The organism is Actinomadura sp. ATCC 39365, from assembly GCF_054392275.1.
In genome coordinates, this window is sequence record NZ_CP184335.1 from 8,333,798 (window position 1) to 8,351,615 (window position 17,818).

Here is a 17,818-nt window from a genome sequence, read left to right on the forward strand (position 1 = left end):
CCCCATGGACGAGAGGGTGGACGAGGAGCTCGTCACTCCCTACTGGCACCTCGACCAGCCGGACGGATCCCGCCGCACGCCGCGGCAACTGGTGGCGGTCACCGTGCCGGTGCTGCGGCTCATCTGGCGGTGCGGGCGCCGGTCCGCGATCGCCGTCCTCGTCCTTCAGCTCGCCGCGGGCGCCGCGACGGCCGGCGGGTTGCTGACGAGCGTGGCTGTGCTGGACGAGTTGCTCGCGTCAGGCGCGGCGCCCGACCGGCTCGTGGCGGCGGCCCCCGGCCTGGCGTTGGTCGCCGGGATCCTGGCGCTGCGCGGGGCGGCCGAAGCGGCGGTGGAGCTGGCCAGGGCGCGGCTGGAACCGGCGCTGCGCCGGGCCACCGAGGAACGGCTGTTCGCCGCCGCCCTGGACGTGCAGCTCGCCGACTTCGACGACGCCGACTTCTACGACGGCCTGCACCGGGCCCGCGACCGCGGGTTGTTCCACCTCGACCGCGCGGTCGGCAACACGATCGACCTGCTCGGCTCCGTCTGCGGAGTGACGGCCGCGGTGGCCGGGCTGGCCGTCCTGCACCCCCTGCTGGTGCCGCTGCTCGTGGCCGGCATGATCCCGGAGGCCTGGGCGGTGCTGACGGTCGCGCGGCGCGGGTACGCCGGCATGCGGAGCATGGTCACGCTGAACCGCCGGGTGCAGATGCTCGCCGAGCTGTCCACCGAGCGGGACCCGGCGGCCGAACTGCGCGCCTGCCAGGCCGAGCCGTACGTGCTGGCCGAGTACCGCCAGGTGGCGGACGTGCTGAAGAAGAGGGAGACCCAGGTCGGGGTGTCCATGGCGCGGGGCAGGACCGCGGGCCGCGCGCTGGCCGGCCTCGCCCTGGCCGGGGTGCTGGCCGTACTCGGTCTGATGTTGCACGCCGGCTGGATCGGGCCGGCCGCGGCGGGCACCGCGGTGATCGCCGTCAGGGTGGCCGCCGGGGCGCTGCGGCAGCTCACCCAGGCCGCCAACCAGCTGTTCGAACAGTCCCTGTACGTGGCCGACTACCAGGACTTCCTCACCGACGCCGACGCCAGGAAACGACCGGCGTCCGGCGTACCGGTCCCGCGTTCCCCGGAGTGCGTCACCCTGCGCGGCGTGGGCTTCGCCTACCCCGGCAGGCGGACTCCCGCGCTGCGCGACATCGACCTGACCATCCGCGCCGGGCAGACGATCGCGCTGGTCGGCGAGAACGGTTCGGGCAAGACCACACTGGCCAGGCTCCTCGCCGGGCTCTACCGGCCGACCAGCGGAACCATGCGATGGGACGGGATCGACACCGCCCTCCTGGACCCGCGTACCCTGGCCGACCGGGTCGTCCTGGTCCCGCAGCACCCGGTCCGCTGGCCGCACGATGCCCGGACCAACGTCCGCATCGGCCGCCACGACCGCCCGGACCCGGAAGACCACGCCCTGCGCGAGGCCGCCTCGCTCGCCGCCGCCGCGGACGTCGTCGCGGGCATGCCCGCGGGATGGCACACCCTGCTGTCCAAACACTTCAAGGGCGGCCACGAGCTGTCGGCGGGCCAGTGGCAACGCCTGGCCGTGGCCCGCGGGTTGTTCCGGGACGGCGCCCTGCTGATCTGGGACGAGCCGACCGCACCGCTGGACGCCAAGGCGGAGTACGCCGTCTACGAGACCCTCCGCGCGATCGCCGGAGAACGGACCATCCTGCTCATCACGCACCGGCTGACCAGCGTCCGCCACGCCGACCGCATCTACCTGCTGCACCAGGGGCGCGTGGCCGAGGAGGGCGTCCACGAGGAACTGCTGGCGCTGCGGGGACGCTACGCCGAGCTGTACGCGTTGCAGACCGGAAAGCCGGCACGCCGATGACCGGCCCGCGCATGATCCGTCCGGGCGAGCCTGGTTACCAGGCCAGGCGCAAGCCCTTCCTCGGCACGCTCACCGAGAAGCTGCCCGCCGCCGTGGCCTGCTGCGCCTCCGAGGCGGACGTGGTCGGCGTCCTTGAGCTCGTCCGCGCCCGCGGCATGCCGTTCGCCCTGCGCGGCGGTGGTCACAGCTTCGCCGAGCACTCCTCCACGACCGGCCTGCTCGTCGATCTCAGCGCGGCGAACGAGATCGAGGTCGGCGCGGAGAACGTGCGGGTGGGCCCCGGCGTGCGGATCGGCGAGCTGGCCCGGCGCCTGGCCGAGCACGGGCGCATGGTGCCCTGCGGCTGGTGCCCGGCGGTCGGCGTCACCGGAGCGGTGCTGGGCGGTGGATACGGCGTGTTCAGCCGCCTTCACGGGCTCGGCGCCGACCACCTGCTCGCGGCGCGGGTGATCCTGGCCGACGGGTCGCGCGTCGAGGCGGACGACGATCTGCTGTGGGCGCTGCGCGGGGCCGGTGGCGGCAACTTCGGCGTCGTCACCCGGATGACGCTGCGTACCCGCCCCATCGTGCCGGTCACCGCTGTGCAGGCCGTCTGCGACTTCGAGCGGGCCGCCGACCTCATCGACGCCTGGCAGCGGTGGGCGCCCGAAGCGCCGGACGAGGTCAACCTGGAGATCGCCGTCATCTCCGGGGACGAGCCGGACGAGCCGCCGCAGGCCGTCCTCTTCGGCGTCGTCGTCGGCGCCGAGGAGCGGGCCGTCGAGGTCGTCGACGCGCTCGCGCCGCCGGGCCGCCTGCGGCTCACCCGGCTGGAGGGCGCGGCGGCCGCCTGCCACCACTCCTACGCCGACGGCGGGCAGGGCCCCGTCACCGCGCTGCCGTACGGCGAGCGGCCCGGCCTGCGCCTGAACAAGTCGGGTTTCTTCGACGGTCTCCTGCCGCGTACGGCCGTCGAGGACCTGCTGGACCGGCTGGTCGCCGACCGCGTGCGCGGCGAGATCCGGGACCTGGAGTTCGTGCCGTGGGCGGGCGCCATCGGCCGCCCGGCCTCCGACGCGACCGCGTTCGTCCACCGCGGTCCGCGGTTCCTGCTCAAGCAGGCCGTCCAGGTCGGTTTCCGCGCCTGCGACGAGCGGCGGCGGGAGGCGCACGCGTGGTTGCGCGAGTCGTGGGAACGGGTGTCGCCGTGGTCGTCCGGCGGGGTCTACCCCAACTATCCGGACGCCGACCTGGAGGACTGGGCCCGGGCCTACTACGGCGACAACCTCCCGCGCCTGCGCGAGATCAAGGCCGCCTACGACCCCACCGGCCTGTTCCGCTCCGCCCAGTCGCTGCGCTGAGAGCCGGGGACGTCCCCACCTCGGGCGCGCGGCGGAACCGGCCCGAGACGGTGTGGCGCCGGGCCCGTCTCCCGCTCGCCGGTGGGCCGGCGCCCGCGAACCCACCAACGCTCGTGGTCAATACAGCTAGCGGGCGTCGCGGGCAAAGGTGCGGTAGGCGAAGCCGTCGTCCTCCGCGTCCTGGATGCCTGGCAGCGGCAGCCCCCGAAATCCTGGTGCCTGAGAGGGCAGCCGGAGCACGGTTCGGACATCCAGGACGTGCCGCGGTAGGCGTTGAACGCCGCCGACTCCCGCCAGATCCACTCCAGGCTGTGCGTGCGCACGCTGGGCAGCTCCAGCGGAAGCGAGTAGGCGGCCGGGCACGGCAGCACGCGTCCATCGGGTGCCACGGTCAGGGAGAGCGTGCCCCAGCCGCCCATGCACGGTTTGGCGGTTCCGTCGAAGTAGTCGGGTACCACCCAGATCAGCTCGACGTCGCTGCGACGGCGCCATCGCTCGACCTTCTCCCGGGCCGCGCTGAGCTGGGCTCGCGTAGGCATCAGGGCGCGCCGGTTGACCAGGCCCCAGCCGTAGAACTGAATGTTGGCCAGCTCGATGCGCTGCGCCCCCCAGGTGATGCCGAGCTCCACGATCTGATCGATGGCGTCCAGATTGTGCCGGTGCAGCACGACGTTGAGGCCCAGCGGCAGTCCGGCCTCGACGATCAGCGCCGCCGCCCGCTGCTTGTCGGCGAAGGACGGGCGGCCGGCGATCCGGTCCGAGGCGGCCGCGTCGGCGGCCTGCGTGGACAACTGGACGCTGCGCACCCCGGCCCGCAGGAGTTCGGCCAGCCGCACCCGGGTGAGGCCGACGCCGCTGGTGACAAGCTGGGTGTAGATGCCGGCCGAGGCCGCTGCCGCGGCGATCTCGGCCAGATCGCCGCGCAGCAGAGGCTCCCCGCCGGACAGGTGGACATGGACCACGCCCAGGGCGGCGGCCTCGTTGAAGACCCGGACCCAGGTGGCGGTGTCCAGCTCCGCCGACTTCGTCACCAGCGATGTGGGGTTGGAGCAGTACGGGCAACGCAACGGGCAGCCATGGGTCACCTCGGCCAGCATGGCCCAGGGCCCGTTCACCGGATCCATCCCTGGGCACGCACGTCCCGCAGGAACTCTGTCACGTCGGCGAAGACCTCGGAGGGGAACCGCGCGGCGATCTCCTCGACGGTGTTGTGCCCGTCGCACAGCCCTACGATGGCGGCCGCCTCGGCATTGAGCACCACGATCCGTTCGGGCACGATCAGCAGTTCCGCCTGCCGTACCGGGCAATGCCGCAGCAGGGCACCTGGGCTCAACGACGGGCGCCAGGTCATCGGTAGGCCCGCTCGACCGCGTTCAGAAGTGTCCACAGCACCTCGCACTTGTACTCCAGCGCCCTGATCGCCGCCTGCCGGTCAGCGGGACTGCGAGCCCAGGACAACACCAGCGGCAGCGCCCGTTCGCTGTCCTTGCGCCCTTGGTCGATCCGGACCTGGAAATACCGCAACCCAGCGGGATCGATCCATGGGTAGTGTTCTTCGAACGCGGCGATCCGGGTCTTCATCAGATCCGGTGCGAGAAGCTCTGTGAGCGAGGCCGCCACGGCCTCCAGCGCGCTGCCGTGCCGGCAGAGGTTCACATATCCGTCCACGGCCAGCCGGACTCCCGGCAGCACTGCCTGGCCGGACCACATCTCCTCCCTGGTACATCCGGCGGCCTCGCCCAGGCGAAGCCAGCGCTCAAGGCCGCCCTCCCCGCCGGCGGTGCCGTCCTGGTCGATGATGCGGTGGATCCACAGGCGGCGCAGGTCGAGGTGATCCAGCTTGGCCAGGATGAGGGCGTCCTTGACGGGCAGGTGCCGCTGGTAGTGGAAGCGGTTGAGTATCCACCCGCGCAGTTCCTGCTCGGACAGCAGCCCCGCGTGCATGCGCTGGTTGAAGGGGTGCAGGTCGTGGTAGCGGCGCCTGGCCACGGCCCGCAGCTCGGCCTCGAAGTCCCTCACAGCTCGATCACCATTCCTTCGGCGGCCACCTCGACGCCCAGGCCCGCGCGCAGCGGCGAGTCGGGGTCGAGCAGCGGATTGGTGTTGTTCAGGTGCGTGTAGAAGCAGCGGGCCTCCAGCGCGGCCAGCCGCGCACGGGTGGCCTCGATCGGCAGATGACCCATCTGGGTGGCGGATCTGGCCGATATCCCGCTCCGGCACGGCTCGTCGTCGTCGTAGAAGGTGCCGTCGGCGAAGACCACCTCAGCCCCCACGCCGAACCCCGCAGGCCATGAGCTCATCGCGGGCGCACGCCTGCAGCGTGCGGCGTCCGCGCGCGCCCCGGAACACCCGGGACATCCGCAGTTCCACTGCGGCAGGCCGCCACCTGCCACGCTGCCGAGAACCTGCACGCGCATGTGAGTCCTCCCCGGCCGGCCTATCTGTCGGCCAAGAAGTAGGCCGACATCTCCATGGACGCCTCGACGACGCGGTAGGAGGGCTTGTGCCAGGTGGTCTGCTCGCCGTGGGCGCGTGGCTTCTTCGCATGATCGCGCGGCGGTTGCCGACGAGCCTTGGCGGGCTTGTTCTGCTCGTTCATGAGCTCTCCCTTGTCGTGTTTCGGTGGACGTCTCTGCGCTCCCGGTCCCGCGCCGGCCACGGCTAACCCTCGTACGGCACCGCCAAGATCGCGCCAGGATCGGCCAGACGGGTGGTGGGCGCTCCCTGCAGGTCCCTGGTCACCCCGGCGGAGTCGACCGCGATGTAGAGGGTCCTGCCATCGGCGTCCAAGGCCGTGTCCCGGTAACGGTTGACGGTCCGATGACGGTTGTCCTTGATCTTGCCGTCGTCGGACACCCGGTAGACGACGCCTTCCTTGAGCATGGTGACCATCAGGTCGTCGCCTGCGACCTCCAGGCTCGACGGCGCCAGGGTGCACGGCGGCGTGGGGCCGAAATCGTGGCCGCTCTTGACGGTCGTGCCATACGTCGACAGTGGCTGCTGGAAGGCTTTGGCGAAGGCGCTCTCCTTGGTCTGCGGCACCTGCGACGGGATCTTGTTGGGGTCGTAGGGCAGCTTGGCGCAGTCGGGCGCCTGGGCCCACGCGCCGTAGACATAGGCCTGGTCGTCCTTGTATCCGGCGATGCCGGGCCAGCCGTAGTTCTTGCCGGCCTCGACCTTGTTGAGTTCGTCGTCGGTGCTCGGCCCCTGATCGGCCACGAACAGCCGGCCGTCCTTGAAGGCCATCCCGTCGGGATTACGGAAGCCGTAGGCGTAGACGTGGTTGCACACCCCGTTGATCACGGGATTGTCGCTCGGGACCGAGCCGTCGGGCATGATCCGCAGCACCTTGCCCTGGTAGGCCGCCCAGTTCCGGCCACCACAGAGGCCGCGGTTGCCGCTGCGGCGAAGACCCGCAGCATTCCTTTCCATGCGGGCACTCGTGCCCCCAAGAGTCACAAAGCAACGCATAAGCGGACATTGCAGGCAACCTTTGGGGCGTTTTACGCGCACACGCCACCAGACCAGGCCCACGCCGACACTCTCAAGGCGTGGATCGTGTGCGGTCTTTGATCAGTGACAAGAACCACGCGTCACCCATCGCCCAGCTCATGCCGATCACGTGGCATGGCGGCGGTCTCCCGCAAGCGCGAAAGAGAATCTGTAGTCGCCGCTGTAGACATTCGCGCTATGCGAAGCTAGAGTTTCTGACATCGCAAGGGATGGATCCACGAGGGCAGCACGAGCACCACGATGGGGCTGCCGGACGAACGTGGACAGCAGCACAGAACGAGGTAGGGCAGAAGGTCGGACTGCCGCGGCCGGCATGGTTGAGCAAGAGGGGCCGAGGCGGTGGACGCGCTGCCGCTTACAGGAAGTCGGCGCCGGCGATCGGAGCGCCGAGGTACGAATAACCGGAAGGGAGTGTTGAACGCCATCAGGATCGCCCGTCGCCGGCCGCATGTCGCCGCACGGGTACCGCAGCTCCACGAACAGGACGGTGGTCTACGGTCACGCTTACGCGATCCCCGCACCCCCGCATCGGGCGGCTGGTGCGGCACAAGTGAACCGCCCCTGCAGCATGCAGGCAGGGCCGGTCGATGGTGTTAAACCTCTGGGCCCCGGCGCATCATGGCGCCGGGGCCCCTGTTCGCATTCGGGAAGGTTGAATGGATCAAACACCTCAGGCAACGGTCACCGCCTCCGACCGGGAGCGACCCCGCCCCACCGGCGACCACCCAGCCGATCACCCGGTCCAGGAGATCGAAGCGGCCGGCAGTCTCGGGCAACGGCTCGATGACGAGGACTATCCCGCCTACAGCATGGGCCGGGCCGCCGAGCTCCTCGGCGTCACCCCCGCGTTCCTGCGCAGCCTCGGCGCAGCCAAGCTGATCGAGCCGCTACGCAGTGAGGGTGGGCACCGCCGCTTCTCCCGCTACCAGCTGCGCCTGGCCGCTCGCGCCCGCGAACTCGTCGACGCCGGCACCCAGCTGGAAGCGGCCTGCCGCATCATCATCTTGGAGGACCAGCTCGCCGAGGCGCTGCGCATCAACGAAGAACTCCGCCGGCGCCACTGACCGCTTCGGCCCCGGCCATGCCGTTGGCCGCTTTGCACTCGGCCTTCTCGAAGGCCGGAGCGGGCGAGGGTTCTCGGCACCCTCCACGCCCTCGTCGTGCTCCAACCGCTCCCCCGTCGAGGCCGGCCGGCGTCAGCTGCGAATCATGCCGGCCGCCGACGACCCTCTCGACGTGGTGCGTCGCTTCCGGATGTGACGGCGTGGATGGTGCGCATGCGTAAGGTCTTCCTGCTGGGGGCTTTTGAGGCGGCAGTGGCGGGCGGCGGCGAAGCGGGCCTCGCTGATGATGACGTCGGCTTGCCAGACGGGGAACGCGGCCCTCCGTGAAGCGGGTGAACGGCCGACCTATCGTGAGAGCTGCCAGACGCGTGCCGTACCGTCCTCCGCACAGGAGGCCAGTGCGGTGCCGTCGTGGTTGAAGACCGCGAACCGCACCGCGCCTGTGTGGCCGGTGAGGGTCGCGACTGCGGCTCCCGTGGCACCGTCCCACAGGTGGATCTCGCCGCTCTCGGCGCAGGTGGCCAGGAGCGAGCCGTCGGCGGAGAAGGCCAGGGCGTTGAGCCGGCCCTGGTTGGGCAGCTCCGTGGGCCGCGCGGGCGCGGCGGGGTCCCAGAACCTGAACGGACCGGTGATGTCGGTGGTGGCCAGGAGCGCGGGGCCGGCGGGGCGGAAGGCGAGGTTGTAGGCCTCGCCCTCCAGTTCGGCCAGTTGCTCGCCGGTGGCGGTGTCCCACAGCCGGGTGGTGCCGTCTCGGCTGGACGTGGCCGCGAGCTTGCCGTCGGGGCTGATGGAGGCGTCGGTGACGATGTCCTCGTGCCCGTTGAGCGTGTGCAGGAGCTCGCGTTCGCGCACGTCCCACAGCCGGGCCGTGCGGTCCTCGCTGGGGGTGATGAGCAGGCTGGAGTCGGCGCTGAAGGCGGGGTTCCAGACGATGCCCTTGTGCCCCTTCAGCTTGGCGATCAGCTTGCCGTCCTTGTTCCACAGCAGGACGGGCTCGCCCGCACCGGTGGTGACCAGCACCGAGCCGTCGGGGCTGAACTTCGCCGCCCAGAAGGTGTCATGTCCCGACAGCCTCCTGACCAGGGCGCCGGTCGCCGGATTCCACAGCGAACCCCAGGTCAGGCCTTCGGTGAGCAGCCTGGTCCCGTCCGGGTTGAAGGACAGGGAGTCGGCGCCGAGATCGGTGTCGCCGAAGGTACGCCGGCGCTTGCCGGTGCGCATGTCCCACACCGCGACCACACCGCCCCCACGGTAGGCGCTGGTGATCACGGAGTCGCCGTCGGGGGTGAATATGGCCTTGCCGGGATATTTCTTGTCGTGGGCGGTGAACGTGTGCAGGGCCGTCCACTTGAGGGCGATGGTCGCCGGGGTAGGCGGCCCGCTGGTCTTCGGCGTGGGCGACGGCTGGGCCTGCGGGGTGTGCGTGGGGGTGTCGTCGTCTCCCAGCAGGATCACGGCCGCGGCTCCGGCGGCTGACAGCAGGGCGGCGGCTCCGCCGTACAGGAGGAGGCTGCGGCGGCGCAGGGGCGGGGGCCCGGCCGGCGGCGCGAGGTAGGGCCCGTTCGACGGTACGGCGGGCGCTGCGGGGTGCGGCGGGTAGGGGGCGGCGGGTAAGGCCCTGGGAGGTGCGGCGGGTTGCCGGGTGGCAGTTGCCGCGAGGAGCGCCAGCGCCTGGGCGGCGGTCGGGCGGCGCGCCGGATCCCGCTGGAGCAGGGCGTCCAGCAGCGGGGCCAAGGGCCCCGCCCGTTCCGGGCGAGGACGATCCGCTGCCAGGATCGCCGCCAGCGTCGCGACGAGGGTGGGACCCTCGAACGGCGAGCGCCCCTCGATCGCGGCGTGGAGCGTGGCGCCCAGCGACCACAGGTCGCCCGCCGGGCCGGTGTCCTCGCCGCGCACCTGTTCCGGCGGCAGGAAGGCGGCGACGCCCAACGGCGCGTCCGTGGGCGGGCGTTCCTCGGCCGGACGGCTGACGCTGAAGTCGGTCACGACGAGGCGGGTGTCGGACAGCAGGATGTTCGACGGCCTGAGATTGCCGTGGTTGATACCGGCCTTGTGTGCCTCGACCAGCACGTTCAGCACGTCGACGGCGATCCCGCGCACGTGCGCCACCGGGAGCGGGCCCTCGGTGGCGACGGCCTGGGCCAGCGAGCGGCCGGCGAAGTACTCCATGACGATCATCGGGCCGTCGTCGGTGGGGACGATGTCGTGAACCGTCACGACGCAGGGGTGGTGGAGCTGAGCCGCCGACGTGACCTCGTGCAGGATCCGCTCGTAGTCGTGTTCGCCTGGCGTCGGCAGGCGGATCTCCTTGACGGCGACCGTACGCCGCATCAGCTCGTCTTGGCCGCGCCAGACGCGGCCCATCCCACCTGCGCCTATCTCCTCGATCAGGCGATATCGGCCGGCGACCAAGACCCCGTTCATGATTCGCAGTAAACCAGAAAGGCCGTCGCCGCGGAGGCACGTGGACATGGCCGCGAGCCACCAGCGCAGTTCCTCCCTGCCAAGCGTCGAGGCAATACGGCGCGCGCCGGCCGAGCTCGTCCTCGTCCAGCACGCCCACGCGGCCCCCGGCCGGCCGAGCCTCACCGACTCGCTGTCACCTCGGTCACCTTCTCCTCGGCCGACGGCCGGCGGTGACAAGGCGCACCGTCGTACGCCGGCGCGACTCGTGTTGATCTCAGCGAGATCCAACTGACCTCCAAGCCCGCGGCTGTGCACTTGTGCCGGGGGTTGGCCGGGAAACGAGATGGGAATCATCGGTGTCACGACTCTTCAGGGGGACCAACGGCAGGCGGATCGCCGCCGTGCTGTTCGGCGCCAGGTCCATCACGAGGCCGGCCGCCCCTTCACCGTGGAGCTGTGCTGGACGTACGAGTGGGGCCTGGTGCCCTGCGGCCGGTACTTCCGACCAGATCGGCGGGGCCCGCGCAGGGGGCCGGCCGTTCTCATGCGACCGGACCGTACGCGGCCGGCTCACCGTGATCAAGCATGCCGGAACACCGTGAACCCCTACCGGAGGACCTGACCATGAACAAGAAGGTTGTGCCCGCGGCGATGGCCGGAGTCGCCTTGGCCGCCCTGACCGTGACCCCCGCCACGGCCGCGGCCACCCCGGTGATCGAGATCCGTCCCGGGCACAGCGCGACCGTGCAGGAGTCGGACCACAAGTTCCTCTGCCCCACGAACGAGGTGTTGATCGGCCGAGAGCACATCGGTGACGAGAACGCCGACACCACCTATTGGTGCGGCCGCATCTACATCGACAACGAACAGGTGACGACGCTGAGGCTCAGTTTCCTCGGCAGCACCGAACCGGAGAACGAATCGTTCTTCGTCACCCAGGCCCACCAGGCCCTCACCGGACGCAGCCACGACGGGGACGAGAACGGCTACACCTCGTACTACACGGGCGCGCTGTTCTGGCAGGGCAAGGTCGTCAAGCTCGTCGACCGGCACTGGGTCACCTATCCGCGTGAGAGCAACCACTCCACGAAGGCGGGGGCACTGGAGGTCATGACGGGCCGCTGGCACTCCGGCGACGAGAACGGCCAGACCGGCTACGAGTTCGCCACGGTCACCTTCAGCGGCTAGCGGCGCCCCATCAGGACGGAACCAGAACCCGAGGACGGAAACATGCAGAAAAAGGCTCTGGCCGCCGCGATGGTGGCGGCCGCCGCGCTGACCCTCGCCCCTGCCGCTCCGGCTGCGGCCGCCGCGACGATCGAGGTCAGGACCACGTCCACCGCAACCGTGCGGGAATCGGACAGCGATTTCATCTGTCCGGCCAACGAGGTGCTGACCGGCCGTGCTCACCACGGTGACGAGAACGGCTACACCACGTACTGGTGCAGCCGCATCTTCATCAACGATGTGCAGGTGTCGGTGGTCCGCATCGACATCTTCGGCGTCCACGTGCAGGAACCCTCGTTCTACACCACCCCGGAGAATCACGGCCTCGCAGGCCGCAGGCACGACGGGGACGAGCACGGCTGGACGGAGTACTACCCGGCCGCGCTGTTCTGGCAGGGCAAGGTCGTCAAGCTCGTCGACCGGAGGTGGAGCGGGCAGATGAAGGAGAACGACCACTCCTCCAGGGCGTGGCCCAACGAGATCATGACCGGACGCTGGCACGCCGGCGACGAGAACGGCGACACGACCTACCAGTACGCCAGGGTCTCCATCGACGCTTGACCCCGTGCCGCGGGACCGAGCCTTTCCGCAGGGCCGGTCTCGCGGCGCACAGAACAGCGCCCGAAGGGGCCGGCGCGTCGTTCTTCTTGCGTGTGGCCGGGGGATCGTCTACCTTAATTCCCACTAAACCAGTCGCTTATTGTGGAATAGGGGCGGAGACGGTGATCCGTGGGGTCGGGCTTCGGGTGGCGGGGGTGGTCCTGCTGGCCGCGATCTGGTGGGCGGTCGCGGCCTCCCACCTGTGGCCCGAGGTGTTCGTCCCCAGCCCGGGGTCGGTGTGGGAGCAGCTCTTCCTGACCTCCTCCGTGCACGACGGCCAGCGCGGCTACGGCGGCTACCTGCTGTCGGAGCACCTGCTGGCCAGCCTGCGCCGCATCCTGCTCGGCAGCCTGTACGGCATCGCGGGCGGCATCGCGCTCGGCCTGGTCGTCGGCCTGGTCCCCACCGTGCGCGCCCTGCTCAACCCGCTGATCACGTTCGTCCGCACGTTGCCGCCCCTGGCCTACTTCAGCCTGCTGATCATCTGGCTGGGCATCGACGAGCCGCCCAAGGTCTCGTTGTTGTTCGTGGCCGCGCTGCCACCCGTCGCCGTGGCCACCGCCGACGCGGTACGCGGGGTGCACGAGGACTACCTGTACGCGGCCAGGTCGCTGGGGGCCGGGCGGTGGCAGCTTCCGTACCGGATCGTGCTCCCCTCGGCGCTGCCGGAGGTGATCACCGGCGTCCGGGTCGCGGTCGGAGTGGCCTACACCACGGTCGTGGCCGCCGAGACCGTCAACGGCGTGCCGGGAATCGGCGGGATGATCCGCGACGCCCAGCGCTACAACCAGACCGACGTCGTCGTGCTCGGGCTGCTCGTCATCGGCGCGTCCGGCCTGCTCATCGACACCCTCCTCCAATTCACCGAGCGCCTGCTCGTGCCCTGGCGCGGCAAGGCCTGACCCCCCTGCGAAGGCATCAGCCATGAAACACCGCCTCATCCCCGCGCTGGCGCTCGCACTGTGCCTGGCGGCCTGCTCCACCGGCACCGGAGCCGCCACCGGCGCCGCCCCCGCCGCCGACGGCAGCCCCGAGGAACTGCGGATCGGCTACCAGCTCATCCCGAACGGCGACCTCATCGTCAAGGACCAGCGCTGGCTGGAGAGCGCGCTGCCGAACACGAAGATCAGCTGGATCAAGTTCGACTCGGGCGGCGACGTGAACACCGCGATGGTCGCGGGCAGCATCGACATCGGCCTGGCCGGCAGCAGCCCGGTCACCCGCGGCCTGTCCGCGCCGCTGAACATCCCGTACCAGGTGCCGTGGATCTTCGACGTCATCGGCGAGAACGAGGCACTCGTGGCCCGCCAGGCGGGCTCGGTGGCCGAGCTGAAGGGCCGGAAGATCGCGACGCCGTTCTCGTCGACCTCGCACTACAGCCTGCTGGCCGCGCTCCAGGAGGCCGGGCTGAGCGAGTCCGACGTCACCGTCGTCGACCTGGAGCCGCCCGACATCCAGGCCGCCTGGACGCGCGGCGACATCGACGCCGCCTACGTCTGGACGCCCGTGCTCGGCGAGCTGCGTAAAAGCGGCAAGGTGCTGGTCACCAGCAAGGAGCTGGCCGCCAAGGGAAAACTGACGGCCGACCTCGCCGTCGTCCGCACCCAGTTCGCCACCTCCTACCCCCAGGCGCTGCGCACCTGGCTCACGCAGCAGGACCGGGCGGTCAAGCTCGTACGCACCGACAAGCGGGCCGCGGCGGCGGCCGTCGGACGCCAGCTCAACCTGAGCCCCGACGAGGCCGCCGGGCAGATCGACGAGCTGATCCTGCTGGACGCCAAGGAGCAGGCCGGCCCCGCCTACCTGGGCACCCCGGACAAGCCGGGCGCGCTGGCCGAGAACCTGCGCAGCGCCGCCGAGTTCCTCAAGGCCCAGCACAAGCTGCCCGAGGTGCCCGCCCTGGAGGTCTACCAGAAGGGCCTGGACACCAAGGACCTGCGCGATGCCGTCGCGGGCTGACACGCTCACCGCGGCGGCGGTGCGGCTGGTGGGCGTCTCGCTCACCTACCGGCCGCGCTCCCGCTGGTCGAAGGCGGAGCCGGTGGAGGCGCTGCGCGGGATCGGCGCCGACGTCGGCGCGGGCGAGTTCGTGACGATCGTCGGGCCCTCGGGCTGTGGGAAGAGCACGCTGCTCAGGCTCGTCGCCGGGTTCGCCGCGCCCACCTCCGGGACGGTCACGGTGGGCGGCGAGCCCGTGGCGGGGCCGGGTCCCGACCGGGGCGTGGTGTTCCAGCAGCCGCGGCTGTTCCCCTGGCTGAACGTACGGCGTAACGTCGAGTTCGGGCTGCGCATGACAGGAGTGCCGAAGCGGGTCAGGACGGCCAGGGCCGACGAGCTGCTCACGCTCGTGGGGCTGGGCCAGGTGGCGGGGCGGCGGCCGTACGAGTTGTCCGGCGGCATGCAGCAGCGCGCCGCCATCGCCCGGGCGCTCGCGCCCGACCCCGCGATCCTGCTGATGGACGAGCCGTTCGCCGCGCTCGACGCGCTCACCAGGGAGCGGCTCCAGGAGGAGCTGCGACGGCTGTGGCAGGCCACGGGCAAGACCGTGCTGTTCGTCACGCACAGCGTCGACGAGGCCGTCTACCTGGGCACCCGCCTGCTGGTGATGAGCCGCGGGCCGGGCACGATCGTGCTCGACCAGCCCTCGGAGCTGCCGCGCGCGGCCGATCCGCGCACCCATCCCGACTTCCCGTCCGTACGCGAGACCGTGGCCGCAGCCGTCCGGCGGGCCGCCTCGTCCGACCCCGAGGTTTCCTGATGCGTTTCCACTGGTTCCTGCCCACGACCGGTGACGGCCACGACGTACGCTCGGCCATCACCACCACCGACGCCTACCGCCCCTCCGCCCGCCCGGCCACCGTCGCGTACCTGACGCAGGTGGCCAGGGCGGCCGAGCAGGCCGGGTTCGAGGCCGCGCTCACCCCCGTCGGCGCGGGCTGCCCCGACCCGTGGATCGTGTGCGCGGCCCTGGCCCAGCACACCGAGCGGCTGCGGCTGCTGGTCGCCTTCCGCACCGGCTACGCGCTGCCCACCCTGCTCGCCCAGCAGGCCCAGACCTTCCAGGAGATCTCCGGCGGCCGGCTGCTGCTGAACGTCGTGACCGGTGGCGACCCCGTCGAGCAGCGCGCGTACGGCGACTTCCTCGACCACGACGCCCGCTACGCCAGGACCGCCGAGTTCCTGCACGTGCTCCGCCGCTCCTGGGACGGCGCGCCGTTCGGCCACCACGGCGAGCACTACCGGGTCGAGGGCGGCGGCCTGCCCGCGCCGCTCGACCCGAGGCCGCCGCTCTACTTCGGCGGCGCCTCCCCGGCCGCCGAGCAGGTCGCCGCCCGCCACGCCGACGTCGTGCTCATGTGGGGCGAGCCGCCGCAGGCGGTCGCCGAGCGGGTGGCCAGGTTGCGCACGCTCAGCGCCGCGCACGGCCGCACCCTCGGGTACGGCCTGCGCGTGCACGTCATCGCCCGCGACACGAACGAAGCCGCCTGGGCCGAGGCCGACCGGCTGCTCGCGGGCATGGACCCGGGCCGCATCGCCGAGGCCCAACGCCGCTTCGCCCGCTACGACTCCGTCGGCCAGCGCCGCATGGTGGACCTGCACGCCGGCGGCACCCGTGAGCTGGAGATCCACCCGGGGCTGTGGGCCGGGGTCGGGCTGGTGCGCGAGGGTGCCGGCACCGCCCTGGTCGGCTCGTACGACGAGGTCGCGGCGCTGTTCCACGAATACGCGGCGGCAGGAGTGGAGGAGTTCGTGCTGTCCGGGTGGCCGCATCTGGAGGAGGCGTACCGGGTCGGCGAGCACGTCCTGCCGCGCGTGCCGCGGACGTCGGCCCTTCCGGCCTGAGCCCCCTGGAAGGCGGGTCAGTCGCCCCCGCGCTCGTCGGCGATCTTCTTCAGCAGGGTGATGGCGGTCATGGCGTTGGTCGGTGACCGGGCTCCGCCCACGGCGAGCACAGCCAGTTCCCTCTTGGGGTCCTGCGCAGCCCCCTACATCGGCTCCGACGACAGGGTGCACGTCTTCTGCACCGGCCCCGGCATCGCCGACCTGCACGTGCAGTGCGCGTGGAGCTGGTGGCGGGACGCTCAGGCCAACCATCATCGTGCTGATGGGTGCGGCCGGCATGCTTCTGCCGGCGGCACCGCCGGCCATGGCAGCGCCCTCGAACGCCGCCGCGACTGTGGCCGCGTAGTCCAGCGCGGCGGGCCGGAGACGGCGACGGCAGCTACGAGCTCTGGGGAGATAAGCGCGAGAGTCCGCGGCCCTCCCCTACAGCAGGGCCGCGGATGTCCATGTCGGCGTCGCCCGCAGTGGCGCTATCTCAGCATGATGGCGCCGAAGCGGGCATCCGCGGCGCTCACCCCGCTGGGGATCGCGTGCATGGACTGCGCAGAGGACGGGAGCCCCGTGGCGGTGCCGGCAAGCACTGCGAGCATGCCTCTGCCGCCGTTCTTTCCGGGCACGCCGATGATCAGCTCGCCCTTGCCGTCGGCGGTAACGTCGATGATCGAGACGGCCTCGCCCATGCGGTCGTCGGCCACGGACTCCTCGGCGATCGGATCCGCCGAAGGCGCTGTGTCGGGTGCGGCGATGCCGTCCTGGGTCAGGATCCGGGCAGCGGAGACGTCCGGGCCCGAGGCGGTCCCGGGGATCAGCGCCACGGCCCCTGCGGCCGCCTTGCCGCCGATGGTCGCCTTGGGCAGGCCGATGGCGATCTCGCCGGGGCCGTCGCCGTTGGTGTCGCCGATGGTGACGGTGATGTCGGTGGACCCGAGCGTGGTCAGCCAGGACAGGTTGCGGGCCGTGAAGCCGGGCTGAAGCATGCCGGCGCCGTAGTAGGAGCCGTACCAGACGTGCACCGTACCGGTGCTGGGCGTCACCATGACAAGGTCGCGGTAGCCGTCGCCGTTCACGTCGCCGAGACCGAGCTGGGAATCCTTCTTGGTACAGGCGGGCTTGGTCGCCTCAGGGTTGTCGCAGGCCGCCGTGTTGCCCATGAGCATGGGGGTGTGGGCCGGGTTGCGCAGACTGTCGATGTACCACAGCTCGCTGCTGGGCGAGCCGTAGACGGAGGAGAGCACCACCATCGCTTCCATGATGTCGTCGCCGTTCACGTTGCCGATCGCCGACGACTGGAGCCGGGGGCCGCTCGGGGCGTTGAGCGGCGCCTTCTCGAAGGCGCCGCCGTTGTACCAGCCGCCGAAGGAAGGGTTCCAGCCGGTCGCGAACAGCCCCATGACGTCGGTTCGCGGGTCGTTGTCGGCGTTGCCGACGGTCAGTCCCTCGAAGTACGCCGAGTTGGAGCTGCCCTGCCGGGTGATGCCGCCTGGTGTCCAGGAGAAGACCTGCCGCTCGCTGAATCCCACGGTGACCAGCTCGGTCCTGCCGTCGCCGTCGACGTCGCCCGCGGCCAGTCCCTTGCCCCAGCCCTGGCAGACGTCGGCCGATTCACCCGAGCAGCCGGACGTGGGCCGCAGGAACTGCTTGGCGCCGCTGAGTCCGTTCGGGCCGCCGTACAGGACGGCGATCATGCCGCTGTTCTTCGTGCCGAGATAGCCCGGGTACGTGGGCATGCCGACGGCGACGTCGTTGTACCCGTCGGCGTTGAAGTCGCTCTTGACGGTGATGGCAGGCGCCGCCGCAGCGGGTGCGGCGGGGGTGGTGGTGAGCCCGACGGCCGCCGCGAGCACCGCGGCCGACCAGGCGATCTTGTTCACGCGCATGGGGCGAGGATTGCGCTTGCGACTTGTGGCCGGGTTGGGGCTGACTGGCGACGACCGCCGACCAGATCCGGGCAGGTCGGC

General features: G+C 71.1%; 17 protein-coding genes. 9 read left to right on the forward strand and 8 right to left on the reverse strand.

Translation table 11 applies throughout. The features are described 5' to 3' along the window. Positions 1-4: 4 nt before the first annotated feature. On the forward strand, positions 5-1,867 hold the full coding sequence (locus ACNF49_RS40195) for an ABC transporter ATP-binding protein (RefSeq protein WP_482940989.1): 1,863 nt from the start codon (positions 5-7) through the stop codon (positions 1,865-1,867). Continuing rightward, the gene (locus ACNF49_RS40200; protein ID WP_482940990.1) at positions 1,864-3,207 is read left to right on the forward strand and encodes an FAD-binding oxidoreductase; all 1,344 of its coding nucleotides are present in this window, start codon (positions 1,864-1,866) and stop codon (positions 3,205-3,207) included. The genes ACNF49_RS40195 and ACNF49_RS40200 overlap by 4 nt, the downstream gene beginning before the upstream one ends. On the opposite strand, the gene pqqE is transcribed toward ACNF49_RS40200, so the two are convergent. The 6 genes from pqqE to ACNF49_RS40230 form a co-directional block, all read right to left on the reverse strand. Then, positions 3,162-4,322, reverse strand: a complete 1,161-nt coding sequence (gene pqqE / locus ACNF49_RS40205; protein WP_498703306.1) for a pyrroloquinoline quinone biosynthesis protein PqqE — start codon at positions 4,320-4,322, stop codon at positions 3,162-3,164. The two genes, ACNF49_RS40200 and pqqE, sit on opposite strands and share 46 nt — an antisense overlap. Then, on the reverse strand, positions 4,319-4,540 hold the full coding sequence (gene pqqD / locus ACNF49_RS40210) for a pyrroloquinoline quinone biosynthesis peptide chaperone PqqD (protein ID WP_498703307.1): 222 nt from the start codon (positions 4,538-4,540) through the stop codon (positions 4,319-4,321). Before pqqD ends, pqqE begins: the two co-directional genes overlap by 4 nt. Before the next feature lie 14 nt (positions 4,541-4,554). Beyond that, positions 4,555-5,226, reverse strand: a complete 672-nt coding sequence (gene pqqC / locus ACNF49_RS40215; RefSeq protein WP_482940993.1) for a pyrroloquinoline-quinone synthase PqqC — start codon at positions 5,224-5,226, stop codon at positions 4,555-4,557. Then, positions 5,223-5,507, reverse strand: coding sequence for an MBL fold metallo-hydrolase (locus tag ACNF49_RS40220; RefSeq protein ID WP_482940994.1), 285 nt, complete (start codon positions 5,505-5,507; stop codon positions 5,223-5,225). Before ACNF49_RS40220 ends, pqqC begins: the two co-directional genes overlap by 4 nt. Before the next feature lie 137 nt (positions 5,508-5,644). Beyond that, entirely contained in the window at positions 5,645-5,806 is a 162-nt protein-coding gene (locus ACNF49_RS40225; protein WP_482940995.1) for a hypothetical protein, read from the reverse strand. Positions 5,807-5,868: 62 nt separating this feature from the next. After that, positions 5,869-6,639: a PQQ-dependent sugar dehydrogenase gene (locus ACNF49_RS40230; protein ID WP_482940996.1), complete on the reverse strand. Its 771-nt coding sequence runs from the start codon at positions 6,637-6,639 to the stop codon at positions 5,869-5,871. 890 nt (positions 6,640-7,529) lie between these two features. Between ACNF49_RS40230 and ACNF49_RS40235 the strand changes: the two genes are divergently transcribed. Then, on the forward strand, positions 7,530-7,784 hold the full coding sequence (locus ACNF49_RS40235) for a MerR family transcriptional regulator (RefSeq protein WP_357971564.1): 255 nt from the start codon (positions 7,530-7,532) through the stop codon (positions 7,782-7,784). A 345-nt stretch (positions 7,785-8,129) separates the two neighbouring features. Here ACNF49_RS40235 and ACNF49_RS40240 read toward each other — a convergent pair whose 3' ends face one another. After that, positions 8,130-10,208, reverse strand: a complete 2,079-nt coding sequence (locus ACNF49_RS40240; RefSeq protein WP_482940997.1) for a WD40 repeat domain-containing serine/threonine protein kinase — start codon at positions 10,206-10,208, stop codon at positions 8,130-8,132. 606 nt (positions 10,209-10,814) lie between these two features. On the opposite strand from ACNF49_RS40240, the gene ACNF49_RS40245 reads away from it, so the two are divergent. The 6 genes from ACNF49_RS40245 (at position 10,815) to ACNF49_RS40270 (ending at position 15,860) form a co-directional block, all read left to right on the forward strand. Then, positions 10,815-11,378, forward strand: coding sequence for a hypothetical protein (locus ACNF49_RS40245; RefSeq protein ID WP_357971527.1), 564 nt, complete (start codon positions 10,815-10,817; stop codon positions 11,376-11,378). Positions 11,379-11,420: 42 nt separating this feature from the next. Then, positions 11,421-11,978, forward strand: a complete 558-nt coding sequence (locus tag ACNF49_RS40250) for a hypothetical protein (protein WP_357971528.1) — start codon at positions 11,421-11,423, stop codon at positions 11,976-11,978. Between the two features lie 161 nt (positions 11,979-12,139). After that, positions 12,140-12,919 carry an ABC transporter permease gene (locus ACNF49_RS40255; protein WP_482940998.1) on the forward strand — a complete coding sequence of 260 codons (780 nt, stop codon included), beginning with the start codon at positions 12,140-12,142 and terminating at the stop codon, positions 12,917-12,919. A 22-nt stretch (positions 12,920-12,941) separates the two neighbouring features. Further along, positions 12,942-13,976 (forward strand): taurine ABC transporter substrate-binding protein, encoded by a 1,035-nt coding sequence (locus ACNF49_RS40260; protein WP_482940999.1) that lies wholly within the window; start codon positions 12,942-12,944, stop codon positions 13,974-13,976. Then, positions 13,960-14,775 (forward strand): ABC transporter ATP-binding protein, encoded by an 816-nt coding sequence (locus ACNF49_RS40265; protein ID WP_357971531.1) that lies wholly within the window; start codon positions 13,960-13,962, stop codon positions 14,773-14,775. Before ACNF49_RS40260 ends, ACNF49_RS40265 begins: the two co-directional genes overlap by 17 nt. Further along, positions 14,775-15,860: an LLM class flavin-dependent oxidoreductase gene (locus tag ACNF49_RS40270; RefSeq protein WP_482941000.1), complete on the forward strand. Its 1,086-nt coding sequence runs from the start codon at positions 14,775-14,777 to the stop codon at positions 15,858-15,860. The genes ACNF49_RS40265 and ACNF49_RS40270 overlap by 1 nt, the downstream gene beginning before the upstream one ends. A 470-nt stretch (positions 15,861-16,330) precedes the next feature. Here the strand turns inward: ACNF49_RS40270 and ACNF49_RS40275 are convergent, their stop codons facing one another. After that, positions 16,331-17,737, reverse strand: a complete 1,407-nt coding sequence (locus ACNF49_RS40275; RefSeq protein WP_482941001.1) for an FG-GAP repeat domain-containing protein — start codon at positions 17,735-17,737, stop codon at positions 16,331-16,333. Between the last annotated feature and the right edge of the window lie 81 nt (positions 17,738-17,818).

Bases quoted from the DNA above. Each gene is read 5' to 3' on its own strand.
- ACNF49_RS40260 (WP_482940999.1), top strand. From the start codon at position 12,942: ATGAAACACCGCCTCATCCCCGCGCTGGCGCTCGCACTGTGCCTGGCG.
- ACNF49_RS40235 (WP_357971564.1), top strand. From the start codon at position 7,530: ATGGGCCGGGCCGCCGAGCTCCTCGGCGTCACCCCCGCGTTCCTGCGC.
- ACNF49_RS40220 (WP_482940994.1), bottom strand. From the start codon at position 5,507: ATGAGCTCATGGCCTGCGGGGTTCGGCGTGGGGGCTGAGGTGGTCTTC.
- ACNF49_RS40275 (WP_482941001.1), bottom strand. From the start codon at position 17,737: ATGCGCGTGAACAAGATCGCCTGGTCGGCCGCGGTGCTCGCGGCGGCC.
- ACNF49_RS40250 (WP_357971528.1), top strand. From the start codon at position 11,421: ATGCAGAAAAAGGCTCTGGCCGCCGCGATGGTGGCGGCCGCCGCGCTG.
- ACNF49_RS40230 (WP_482940996.1), bottom strand. From the start codon at position 6,639: ATGGAAAGGAATGCTGCGGGTCTTCGCCGCAGCGGCAACCGCGGCCTC.
- ACNF49_RS40225 (WP_482940995.1), bottom strand. From the start codon at position 5,806: ATGAACGAGCAGAACAAGCCCGCCAAGGCTCGTCGGCAACCGCCGCGC.
- ACNF49_RS40240 (WP_482940997.1), bottom strand. From the start codon at position 10,208: ATGAACGGGGTCTTGGTCGCCGGCCGATATCGCCTGATCGAGGAGATA.
- ACNF49_RS40200 (WP_482940990.1), top strand. From the start codon at position 1,864: ATGACCGGCCCGCGCATGATCCGTCCGGGCGAGCCTGGTTACCAGGCC.
- ACNF49_RS40195 (WP_482940989.1), top strand. From the start codon at position 5: ATGGACGAGAGGGTGGACGAGGAGCTCGTCACTCCCTACTGGCACCTC.
- ACNF49_RS40270 (WP_482941000.1), top strand. From the start codon at position 14,775: ATGCGTTTCCACTGGTTCCTGCCCACGACCGGTGACGGCCACGACGTA.
- ACNF49_RS40245 (WP_357971527.1), top strand. From the start codon at position 10,815: ATGAACAAGAAGGTTGTGCCCGCGGCGATGGCCGGAGTCGCCTTGGCC.
- ACNF49_RS40265 (WP_357971531.1), top strand. From the start codon at position 13,960: ATGCCGTCGCGGGCTGACACGCTCACCGCGGCGGCGGTGCGGCTGGTG.